Here is an 11,770-nt window from a genome sequence, read left to right as displayed (position 1 = left end):
GATTTCATAAAAACAAGGAGGATTAAATTGAGACGTAAAGATTTTATCTATTTAACAGGAATTGGTGCGGGAGCTATGATGCTGCCAAACTTTTCTGCCCTGGGCAGCCCTGTCGATGCTTCCAGGCTATTAGCCGAAGGCATGGACGTAGCAACCAAGAAAGCACTGGCCGACGTAGCGCTAAATACGGCAAAGGCAGCAGGTGCATCTTATGCCGATGTGCGCATTGGCCGCTACCTGTCGCAGTTTGTTGCTACACGCGAGCAACGGGTACAAGGTGTTGCTAATACGGAGTCATTCGGAGTAGGCATACGCGTACTGGCAAACGGATGTTGGGGCTTTGCTGCAACTAACGATGTAACTAAGGACGGTATGGCGAAAACTGCGGCACGAGCTGTAGCGGTGGCCAAAGCAAACGCCAAAATTGGCGGCAAACCTGTTGAACTAGCCCCGCAAAAAGGCTATGGCCAGGTAAGCTGGAAAGCGCCAATCGAAAAAAATGCTTTTGAAGTACCTATTAAAGAAAAGGTTGACCTGTTACTGGCTGCAAATGCCATTGCAACAAAAGGTGGTGCCAGCTTTGTAAACTCGTTCCTGGCCATGATCAATGAGCAAAAGTATTTTGCTTCCACAGATGGTTCTTATATCGACCAGGATATTCATCGTATATCACCTAATTTCCAGGTCACTAAGATTGATCAGAGTGCCGGCAGTTTCCAAACGCAATCATCCTTAAGTTCGCCGATGGGTTTAGGATATGAGTACCTTATTCCATCAGCAGCCGAGAAGGTTACCGGCGTTGTTACCCGCTATAAACAACGTTATGATATGTTGGAAGACATAGCCCAAGCGGCCAAAAACGTTAGTGAAAAAATAACCGCCAAATCTGTTGAGCCGGGTAAATATGACCTGGTGCTTGACCCATCACACTTATGGCTAACTATCCATGAATCGGTAGGCCACCCTACCGAGCTTGACCGTGTATTGGGCTATGAGGCCAATTTTGCCGGAACCAGCTTCCTGACATTGGATAAATGGAAATCTAAAAACTTTAAGTTTGGCAGCGAGCATGTAAATATCCATGCCGATAAATTGCAAAAGGGATCATTGGGCCAGGTTGGTTATGATGATGAAGGCGTAAAATGCGGCGAATGGGAATTAATAAAAGACGGCATATTGGTTAACTATCAAGCCACACGCGACCAGGCACATATTATTGGTTTAGATAAATCGCAGGGCTGTTGCTATGCTGATAACTGGGATTCTGTACAGTTTCAGCGTATGCCTAACGTATCGTTAAAGCCGGGCAAAACACCGTTATCACCAGATGACATGATTAAAAATGTTGAGAAAGGGATTTTTATCGTTAATAATGGTTCGTTCTCTATTGATCAGCAACGTTATAACTTCCAGTTTGGCGGCCAGTTGTTTTACGAAATTAAGAATGGCAAAATCATCGGCCAGATAAATGATGTTGCCTACCAGGCTAATACGCAAGAGTTCTGGAACTCATGTGTAGGTGTTTGTGATGAGAGCGACTATCGCCTTGGCGGTTCATTTTCTGATGGTAAGGGCCAACCGCAGCAGGTAAGCGCTGTGTCACACGGTTCATCAACCACGCGTTTTAATGGAGTAAATGTTATTAACACTAAAAGAAAGATCGGATAATTAGATATGGCGATATTAACTAAAGAACAAGCACAAGCTTTGTTAAAGAAGGTGCTTAGCTATTCAAAAGCCGATGAGTGTGAAGTGGCTTTGGGTGGCCGTATGGGCGGAAACATCCGTACAGCATTAAATGCGGTTTCAACCGCGTCAGAAACCAGCGGTACAACTTTATTTGTAAACTCAACATTCGGCAAAAAAACAGGGTCGGCAAGTATTAATGAGTTTGACGATGCATCATTAGAGAAAGTAGTGCGCCGTGCAGAAGAGCTGGCTCAACTTGCTCCTCCAAACCCTGAATTTATGCCGGCCCTGGGCCCGGCTACCTTTAAAGAATCTATAACCTGGAACGCGGACACTGCGGCAATGACCCCGGACACCCGTGCCGAACTAATAGCCCAGAGTATGAAGGCGACTAAAGAAGCCGGCTTAGTACAGGCAGGATTTTTAGAAAACACATCTGGCTTTAGCGCGGTAATGAACTCTAAAGGTTTGTTTGCATACAACAAATCATCAGATGTTACTTTCTCGGTAACTACCCGTAGCGAAGCAGGCACCGTATCAGGCTATGCAGCCCGCGGGTTTACAGATATTAAAAAGCTGGATACTTATGGCGCTACTAAAATTGCTGCCATGAAAGCCAATGCGTCTAAAGATGCAAGAGCTATTGAGCCCGGTAAATATACCGTAATATTAGAACCTACTGCCGGCGCTTATATGTTGGAAAATATGTTTCGTTTTGACGCGCGCAGCGCGGAAGAAGGTCGTAGCTTCCTGAGTAAAAAAGGCGGTGGCACACGCTTAGGCGATCAACTGGTAGATGAAAAAGTGACCATCTATTCTGATCCGTTTAATACGGAACTGCCCGGCGCAACCTGGGACAGAGAAGGACTATCACTTGAAAAAACCTATTGGATAGATAAAGGTGTAGTAAAAAATCTAAGCTACTCACGCTACTGGGCCGAAAAGAAAGGCGTAAAACCTGTACCCTTCCCAAGCAATATTATAATGGAAGGCGGCAATAGCAGCGTTGAAGAAATGATTGCCAGCACAGAGCGCGGTATCCTTGTATCGCGTTTATGGTATATCCGTATGGTCGATCAGCAAACATTGTTACTAACCGGCCTTACCCGAGATGGTACTTTTTATATTGAGAATGGTAAGATCAAATTCCCGGTTAAAAATTTCAGGTTTAATGAAAGCCCGGTAATTATGCTGAACAATGTAGAAGCATTAGGTAAACCAGAACGCGCTATAAGCGTTGAAAGTTACCGCAGCTACATGATCCCGCCAATGAAAGTAAGAGACTTTACCTTCAGCTCACTGTCTGACGCGGTATAACGTTTTTTATATCTATAAATTTAAAGACCGGCCAAACAGCCGGTCTTTTTTGCTTAACTTGTTCCTAAACTATATTTGATAATGAAAATTAAGGATGAGCTTAAAAACCTGATATTAGTAATTCTGGGTATACTATCTGCCGGTATGGGTTTAAAAGGTTTTTTACTTTCAAGCCATTTTATTGATGGCGGAGTTACAGGTATATCTATGTTATTAGCTGACATAACGGGTGTCCCTATAGCTATTCTTATCTTTATCCTCAATATACCTTTTATTTTTGTTGGTTACCGAAGGTTGGGTTCGCATTTTGCAATAAAAAGCGCGTTGGCTATAGCGGGATTGTCACTTTGTTTGGCCTTTATTAATTTTCCTGACATTACGCCCGACAAATTGCTCACAGCTGTATTCGGCGGATTTTTTATTGGAGTTGGTATTGGTTTAGCCATTAGAGGAGGTGCCGTGCTTGATGGCACCGAGATAGCCGCTTTGCTGGTTAGCAAAAAGCTGCAATTATTAAAAGTAAATGATGTGATCTTGCTGCTTAACGTAGCTATATTCTCTGCCGCTGCTTTTTTTCTGGGGATCGAATCAGCGTTGTACTCTATCCTCACTTACCTATCCGCATCCAAAATGATAGACTTTATTTTGAATGGTATCGACCAGCATACGGGGTTAACTGTGGTTTCGGCAAAAAGTGAAGAGATCAGGATAGCCATAACCGAAAAATCGGGCCGTGGCGTTACCGTTTACCAGGGCAAGCACGGCTACGGGAATGATGGGCATGTTAATGACCCACGGGATATTATTTTTACTGTGGCAACCCGTTTAGAAATACCTGCATTAAAACAGCAGATATTAAGGATAGACCCATCCGCATTCATAGTTCAGCAAAGCATTGATGATACTACCGGCGGCCTGTTGAAAAGGAAGGGACTACATTAATCAAACCAACCGCTTTCTAAAACAAATACTATCCGGTAGATCAACGTACGGCTCATACTTAGGTATATTTTCATATCCCATTTTTTGATATAGCCCAAGTGCTTCTATTTGGCGGCTACCAGTTTCGAGTATGGTAAAATTAAATCCTATCTCAAGCGCCCACTCTTCCAACGCTTTAAGGATAGCGGCGCTTATGCCTTTCCCGCGGAAGTTGTGCCGTACAAACATTCGCTTTATTTCTACAGCATTGGCGCTAAATTTCTTAAAACAGCCGCAGCCGGCGGGTATATTATCAACATAAGCTATAACTACCGTATCAATTTGCTCAATGATATTATGCTGGTCATAAATATCCATTACCTCGCCGTTGCGCAGGCGCAGATCTGCATCAAGTTCGCCTACTAATAATCTAAAGTCCGGGTCAGAGCTTGCGGTCCTTTTAAGTTTGATAGTTTCCATTAGTATTTAAGGAAGTATAGGCGCGGCCATTTCGGCTTTGGCTTCGCGCATTACAAATGTACTTTCTATAGAGCCGATAGAGAATTTTTCGAACAAATTATTCATCAGGAAAATATGATAGGCATCCAGATCTTTAACCGCCACCCGTAATATAAAATCATATTGGCCAGACATGTGGTAGCACTCCAACACCTCGGGCAGTTTTACTATTTCGCTTTCAAAATGATTAATAATTTCCTTGCTATGATCCTTTAAATGCACATGGGTAAAGGCGGTGAAACCACGACCGATCATTTTAGGATCAAGCACCGCAACATACTTTTTAATGTAACCCTTATCCTGCATCCGCCTTATGCGGTCATTAATAGTGCTGGCGCTTTTAAAAAGCTTCTCGCCTATTTCTTTATTGGTTAGGCGCGCGTTATTCTGCAAAATTTGCAGAATACGGATATCCGTTTGGTCTAGTTTATCAAGCATGTCGTTTATAATTCGGTTAAAACAAAAATAAAGTTAATTTTTCGTTTTACATCCAATTTATTGCCACAATATCGGACAAACAACGGATTATTTATAACCATACATACTTCTGTCCTGTAAAGCGCGAACTTTAGGTTATGAAATTGGTAACCTATCAAATCAATAACGAAGAGCGGGGAGGTAAAGTTGTAAATGAGCAAATTTATGATTTGCAGACTAATCAGCCAGTGTATAGCTATGAGCTTTTAGCCCCGGTACCGCACCCTACATCTTGTCGTGATGGTTATGCTTTTCGCCAGCATGTAGCATCGGCCCGCCGTAACCGCGGACTCGAAATGATAAAAGAGTTTGACCAGTACCCTATCTTCTATTTTACCAATCACAATGCTATCTACGGCCCCGGCCCTATTTACTGCATGCCCGATCATTTTGAGAAACTGGATTTTGAATTAGAGGTGGCCATCGTTATTGGCAAACAGGGCCGAAATATCAAAGCAGCAGATGCCGATAGCTATATAAAAGGCTATACCATTATGAATGATCTAAGCGCACGCACCCTGCAAATGGAAGAAATGCTGCTAAACCTCGGCCCCGCCAAAGGAAAAGACTTTGCCACCGTTATTGGCCCCTGGCTGGTAACTCCCGATGAGTTGGAACAATACAAATGCAATCCAAAACCCGGCCATGTGGGCACTAGCTATAATTTAACCATGACCTGTAAAGTTAACGGCATAGAAGTATCGCGCGGTAACATGGCTGATATGGACTGGACCTTTGCCGAGATAATTGAACGAGCGTCATACGGTTGCAACCTTTATCCCGGCGATGTTATTGGCTCGGGTACGGTAGGTACAGGTTGCTTTTTAGAATTGAATGGCACCGGCTTACTAAACAGCCCCAATTATAAAACCCAATGGCTTAAAGATGGGGATATAGTTGAAATGGAAATTACCGGGTTAGGAACATTAACCAATACCATAGTTGCCGAAGCAACCAATTGGTCTATATTAAAGCAAAAGAAATAGCCGATGAAAACCTTTGAAACCAACGAGATGACTACAGCGCAGGTACATAATTACCTACAGCATGCCATTGCGCCGCGGCCAATTGCGTTGGTATCAACCATTGATAAAGATGGTAAGATTAACCTAAGCCCGTTTAGCTTTTTTAATTTGTTTAGCGCTAACCCGCCGGTGTGTATCTTTTCGCCATCGCGCAGGGTTAGGGATAATACTACCAAACACACGCTGGAAAATGTTCAGGAAGTAGCAGAGTGTGTGATCAATATTGTGGATCATAACATTGTTTACAAAGTAAACCAGGCCAGCGCCGAATACGCTAAAGGTGTGAATGAATTTACTGAGGCCGGTTTAACAGAGTTAGCCTCGATACATGTAAAACCACCCCGCGTTGCCGAATCGCCGGTGCAATTAGAATGTTTGGTTAAACAGATCATTCCGCTAGGCAATGGCCCCGGTGCAGGCAACTTGGTTTTGGCCGAAATTAAGACAATCCATTTTAGAGAAGACCTTTTGGATGAAACAGGCAAGCCCATACAAGAAAATTTTGACCTGGTTGCCCGCCTCGGCAGCGACTGGTATACCCGCGTAACGCCGGAGAGTTTGTTTGCGTTACCCAAACCTATTAATGAAACATTAACTCAATAAATTATGCCAAGCTATCATACCTTAGGGAAAATCCCGCACAAACGGCATACCCAGTTCAGGAAGCCGGATGGTACTTTATATGCAGAGGAACTGGTTTCGACCGAAGGGTTCTCCAGCGTGTACTCGCTGGTTTATCATACCTACCCGCCAACGATGGTTAAAGAGTTAGGCGAACCATATTCGGTTGAACCAAAAATAGCCCGCGAAAAACATCTCAAACATACCAGCCTGATGGGATTTAACATAAAGCCCGAGGATGATTACCTGCAAAGCCGCAAACCGGTTTTGGTTAACAGCGATCTGCATATTTCGCTGGCTGCTCCACGCAAATCAATGACCGACTATTTCTACAAAAATAGCCAGGCCGATGAGGTGGTATTTATCCATGAAGGAACAGGCACGCTAAAAACCGGCTTTGGTAATATCAAGTTTGCTTACGGCGATTACCTGATAATCCCTCGCGGCACTATTTATCAGATGGAGTTTGATACCGAAGCTAACCGTTTGTTTATTGTGGAGAGCTTTAGTCCCATACGCCCGCCAAAACGCTATTTGAACAGTGCCGGGCAATTAATGGAACAAGCACCTTATTGTGAGCGCGATATCCGCCAGCCTGAAAATTTGGAGACTCATGATGAAAAAGGCGATTTTAAAATTCTGATAAAAAAGCAGGGTCTAATATATCCCTACATCTACGGCACACATCCTTTTGATTTTGTAGGATGGGACGGCTTTCATTATCCATGGGCATTTTCTATCCATGATTTTGAGCCCATAACCGGGCGCTTACATCAGCCGCCACCGGTACATCAAACTTTCGAGGGGCATAATTTCGTGATCTGCTCATTTGTACCACGCAAGTTTGATTATCACCCGCTTTCAATCCCTGCACCCTACAATCATAGCAATGTAGATAGTGATGAAGTATTATACTATGTAGATGGCGACTTTATGAGCCGAAAAAGTGTAGTAAAAGGACAAATCACCCTGCACCCCGGGGGTATACCTCATGGCCCTGCGCCGGGTTCGGTAGAGAAATCTATCGGTAAGGAATCAACCGATGAACTAGCAGTGATGATAGACCCTTTCCGACCGTTGATGCTGACGGAAGATGCGATTAGAATAGAGGATGAGAATTATTATAAGAGTTGGGTAAGCTAATAACTCAACTAACCCTCTTTACGCCAAGGGCGAAGAGAGGGTGGTCAAGTGAAGCGATGACTGGGTGAGTCGACGGCTCGCGTTTAAACATGGCGGCGAGGACTCACCCCGCGACCCGCGTACGGCGAGCGCGACCCTCTCTTTCGCAAGCGGGAAAGAGGGTTGTTTGAAATACAATAAAAAAATGCAAATATCTCCACATCATGACAACACAAACAATCGAAAATAAAAAAGTCTCCCCTACCGGGGGAGATTTAGAGGGGGCTGCCGATTTCCTACCCCTCAACGGCACCGACTACATTGAGTTTTACGTAGGCAACGCCAAGCAAGCCGCGCATTATTATAAAACGGCTTTCGGTTTCCAGGACCTGGCTTATGCCGGGCCCGAAACTGGTGTGCGTGACCGCGCATCGTATGTTTTGCAACAAGGTAAGATACGATTGGTACTGACCACTCCCCTGCACTCTGACCATCCAATTGCCGAGCACATTAAAAAACATGGCGATGGTGTAAAGGTGCTTGCACTTTGGGTTGATGACGCTTATGATGCCTTTAAACAAACAACCAGTCGCGGTGCCGAGCTTTACCAGCAACCCCAAACCATCACCGATGAGTTTGGCGAAGTGCGTACCAGCGGCATCAAACTGTATGGCGAAACGGTACACCTGTTTATCGAACGCAAAAATTATAAAGGTTTATTCCTGCCGGGATACCAGGCGCATCAGACTGCTTATCAGCCAACTGATACCGGTTTATTATATGTTGACCATTGCGTAGGCAACGTAGGCTGGCATAAAATGAACGATTGGGTTAATTTTTATGAAGACATTATGGGCTTTAAAAATATCCTGACGTTTGATGATAAAATGATCTCGACAGAATATTCTGCTTTAATGAGCAAGGTGATGAGCAATGGCAATGGCTACGTAAAGTTCCCGATAAACGAACCGGCCGAGGGTAAAAAGAAATCGCAAATAGAAGAGTATTTAGAGTTTTATGAAGGCGAAGGCGTACAACATCTGGCATTAGCCACACATGATATTGTAAAAACAGTAACAGAACTGCAAAGCCGTGGGGTTGAGTTTTTAACTGTACCGACATCGTACTATAAAGAACTAACCGCGCGTGTCGGCCATATTGATGAAGATTTAGGTCCGTTGGAGAAACTAGGTATTTTGGTTGACCGTGATGACGAAGGCTACTTACTCCAGATCTTTACCAAACCAGTTGAGGACAGGCCTACTTTGTTCTTCGAGATCATACAGCGTAAAGGTGCCAAATCATTTGGTGCAGGTAATTTTAAGGCTTTGTTTGAAGCGATTGAGCGGGAACAGGAATTAAGAGGAAACTTATAAGCAGCAATGGATAGCTTCGAAGATTTAAATAATCCGCAAGTAAAAGCGTTACCCAAACACTTGCGGCAATACATTGTAGACCAGCATTATGAGCATTATACGCCAATAGACCAGGCCATTTGGCGCTACGTTATGCGGCAAAACTATAGCTATTTAAAAGATGTAGCTTACTATCCGTATATCCCCGGTTTGGAGAAAGCGGGCTTAACTATCGAGCGTATTCCCAAGCTACAGGAAATGAACGATGCATTGGCTAAAATTGGCTGGGGTGCGGTTACGGTTGATGGCTTTATCCCGCCGGCTGCCTTTATGGAGTACCAGGCTTACAAAGTGTTGGTTATTGCTGCCGATATCCGACAGTTAAAGCATATTGAATACACGCCAGCACCAGATATTATCCATGAATCCGCAGGCCATGCGCCTATTATTGCCGACCCGGACTATCACCAGTATTTAAGTTATTTTGGGTCGATAGGTGCTAAAGCCATGTTCTCGGCGCAGGACTATGAGTTGTATGAGGCTATCCGCGCGTTATCCATTTTAAAGGAAATGCCCGATGCCGATCCTATCGACCTAAAAAAAGCCGAAGACCAGGTAGCCTACTGGCAAAAAAACATGGGTGAACCGTCTGAAATGGCTCTATTGAGTCGCTTACATTGGTGGACGGTAGAGTATGGATTGATAGGGAATTTGGAAAATCCAAAGATCTATGGTGCGGGCTTGTTGTCATCTATCGGCGAAAGCGCCACCTGTATGCGGCCTGATGTAAAAAAGCTATGGTATAACCAATACGCGGTAAATTACCCTTATGATATTACCCAGCCCCAGCAGCAGTTGTTTGTTACGGAAACCTTCCAAAATTTGATAGACGTTTTAGAGCAATTTGCCGACAAAATGGCGTTTAGGGTTGGTGGTGTTTATGGTTTGCAAAAAGCGATGGAGAGTAATAATACCTGTACCGTTGTATACAGTTCGGGCTTGCAGGTTACGGGGACATTAACTGATTTTATAAAGCATAATGGCAAACCATCATTTATAAAAATGACAGGCCCATCTGCTTTGGCTTTTGAGGATAAGCAACTGGATGGGCATGGCAAAAACTATCATAAAGACGGCTATAGCTCGCCGGTTGGAAAACTGATCGATGAAAAAGTTCCGCTTGAGTACCAATCTATCGAAATTGGGAAACTGCTTGTCCTACATTTTGAAAGCGGTATAATGGTTATGGGTACTGTTACCAAAATATTGCAACAGAATCATAAAAACATATTGATCTCCTTTGCCGATTGTACGGTTATGAATAAAAACGGCGAGTGCTTGTTTGATCCGTCATGGGGCGCTTATGATATGGCGGTTGGCGAGTATATAGTGTCTGTTTTTAGTGGCGCTGCCAACAAAAGCACTTTTGAAGAAATCGGTTATCGGCCCAAAACCACAACTTATCATCCTACTTATTCAGAAAGCACGTTAAACCTGCATCGTTTATATCAACGGGTAAGAAATTGTAGAGAACATAAAACAGGGCACGAACGCTTGGATCATTTATGGCAGACGTTGCATAAAGATTTCCCGAATGATTGGCTATGCGCAATGGAAATATTAGAATTATTGGATCAGCAAACAGCATTAGCCCAAACTATAACCGGCTATTTAAAAGACAAGGCTGCCCAACAACCCGAATTAAATAAATTGATCAATGACGGCTTATCCCTATTAGTTAACCAATAAACGCCTAAAAGAAAGGCTGTCGCCTTTAAAAGCATCAAAATCAACGGTATGAGCTATGCCGTTGATTTTGGCAATGTCTGAGTGCTGCCAAAACCACCAGTTAGTATTTTTCCCCATTTGCAACTCTTCCTGGTGATAATGCGCTATCCATAAATGATAATGATCAAAGTAACCATCCAGGTAGTCGTTATAAAAGCTTAAACCGGAATATATAATGGGCCTTACACCAGTGCTTGATTCAACTTTTGTTAAAAAAGCCTTTAGCTCCCTGCGCATTGTTTCGGGTGTCACTCCGTCTAATTGTTCAATATCAACTACCGGTGGCAGATCACCTTTTTCTGGTTTTACATTTTGCAAAAAGAAACGGGCCTGCCATAAACCGTTCTTTTCTGGTCTGAAAAAATGATAAGCGCCACAAGCAATACCAGCTTTAGGGCCTTCGCGCCAATTTCTTTTAAAATAAGGATCAACAGTTAGTAATCCTTCGGTGGCTTTTATAAAAGCAAAACTAATATGCACACTGTCCTCCCGCATTTTGCTTACCTTTTGCCAATCTATTTTTCCCTGTGCGTAAGATACATCAATACCATGAATAGTGTATTTAGACGGAATGGGGATGTTAAAACTTTTATAGGTGCGGTAATGAGGATTCTCGCCTATATCCCTGAACCATTGCCAGGTGCTGGTAAATAACTTTAACACATAACCATAATAAAACGGAGACAGTAATACAAGCAATATACCAAACCCCAACCATCTCCACGAAAATTTATACGATGTAGGTTTTTTCTTTTTTATTACCGCTTTTTTACGCGGACTTGACCTGGGTTTAGGTTTTGTTAACGGATATTTCTTTGGTATAGCCACACAGCTAAATTACTAACTTACATCCTACCGGATGAAATATACCGAACATTATATTTGTAGGATCATAGGTAACTCTTCATAAACGTAACGCAATTTTAACAGATTGCA

At 43.3% G+C, this 11,770-nt stretch carries 11 protein-coding genes; 8 read left to right on the top strand and 3 right to left on the bottom strand.

Annotated features, from left to right (window positions below; translation table 11 throughout):
* The first annotated feature begins 27 nt into the window (after positions 1–27).
* The 3 genes from JWQ34_RS04080 (at position 28) to JWQ34_RS04070 (ending at position 3,948) form a co-directional block, all read left to right on the top strand.
* On the top strand, positions 28–1,668 hold the full coding sequence (locus tag JWQ34_RS04080; RefSeq protein ID WP_299354252.1) for a TldD/PmbA family protein: 1,641 nt from the start codon (positions 28–30) through the stop codon (positions 1,666–1,668).
* A 6-nt stretch (positions 1,669–1,674) separates the two neighbouring features.
* Positions 1,675–3,006 carry a TldD/PmbA family protein gene (locus JWQ34_RS04075; protein WP_299354249.1) on the top strand — a complete coding sequence of 444 codons (1,332 nt, stop codon included), beginning with the start codon at positions 1,675–1,677 and terminating at the stop codon, positions 3,004–3,006.
* Between the two features lie 81 nt (positions 3,007–3,087).
* Positions 3,088–3,948 (top strand): YitT family protein, encoded by an 861-nt coding sequence (locus JWQ34_RS04070; protein WP_299354247.1) that lies wholly within the window; start codon positions 3,088–3,090, stop codon positions 3,946–3,948.
* Here JWQ34_RS04070 and JWQ34_RS04065 read toward each other — a convergent pair whose 3' ends face one another.
* Together JWQ34_RS04065 and JWQ34_RS04060 are read right to left on the bottom strand one after the other, a co-directional pair.
* On the bottom strand, positions 3,949–4,407 hold the full coding sequence (locus JWQ34_RS04065; protein WP_299354244.1) for a GNAT family N-acetyltransferase: 459 nt from the start codon (positions 4,405–4,407) through the stop codon (positions 3,949–3,951).
* A 6-nt stretch (positions 4,408–4,413) separates the two neighbouring features.
* A complete protein-coding gene (locus JWQ34_RS04060) occupies positions 4,414–4,884 on the bottom strand; it encodes an Lrp/AsnC family transcriptional regulator (RefSeq protein WP_299354242.1) in 471 nt (156 codons plus the stop codon).
* 137 nt (positions 4,885–5,021) lie between these two features.
* Here JWQ34_RS04060 and JWQ34_RS04055 point away from each other — a divergent pair, with 137 nt between their 5' ends.
* The 5 genes from JWQ34_RS04055 (at position 5,022) to JWQ34_RS04035 (ending at position 10,795) form a co-directional block, all read left to right on the top strand.
* On the top strand, positions 5,022–5,909 hold the full coding sequence (locus JWQ34_RS04055) for a fumarylacetoacetate hydrolase family protein (protein WP_299354239.1): 888 nt from the start codon (positions 5,022–5,024) through the stop codon (positions 5,907–5,909).
* A gap of 3 nt (positions 5,910–5,912) precedes the next feature.
* Complete coding sequence (locus tag JWQ34_RS04050) at positions 5,913–6,551, top strand: flavin reductase family protein (protein WP_299354236.1); 639 nt, start codon at positions 5,913–5,915, stop codon at positions 6,549–6,551.
* Between the two features lie 3 nt (positions 6,552–6,554).
* On the top strand, positions 6,555–7,712 hold the full coding sequence (locus tag JWQ34_RS04045) for a homogentisate 1,2-dioxygenase (protein WP_299354233.1): 1,158 nt from the start codon (positions 6,555–6,557) through the stop codon (positions 7,710–7,712).
* Positions 7,713–7,915: 203 nt separating this feature from the next.
* Complete coding sequence (hppD, locus tag JWQ34_RS04040; protein WP_299354230.1) at positions 7,916–9,067, top strand: 4-hydroxyphenylpyruvate dioxygenase; 1,152 nt, start codon at positions 7,916–7,918, stop codon at positions 9,065–9,067.
* A 6-nt stretch (positions 9,068–9,073) separates the two neighbouring features.
* Positions 9,074–10,795, top strand: a complete 1,722-nt coding sequence (locus tag JWQ34_RS04035) for an aromatic amino acid hydroxylase (RefSeq protein WP_299354227.1) — start codon at positions 9,074–9,076, stop codon at positions 10,793–10,795.
* Here the strand turns inward: JWQ34_RS04035 and JWQ34_RS04030 are convergent.
* Positions 10,781–11,662, bottom strand: coding sequence for a glycoside hydrolase family 25 protein (locus tag JWQ34_RS04030; RefSeq protein ID WP_299354224.1), 882 nt, complete (start codon positions 11,660–11,662; stop codon positions 10,781–10,783). The two genes, JWQ34_RS04035 and JWQ34_RS04030, sit on opposite strands and share 15 nt — an antisense overlap.
* Positions 11,663–11,770 lie beyond the last annotated feature (108 nt).

Source organism: Mucilaginibacter sp. (assembly GCF_028288185.1).
Taxonomy (GTDB): Bacteria; Bacteroidota; Bacteroidia; order Sphingobacteriales; family Sphingobacteriaceae; genus Mucilaginibacter.
Note: the sequence above shows the minus strand (reverse complement) of the source record. Positions and strands in the feature narration are given on the sequence as shown.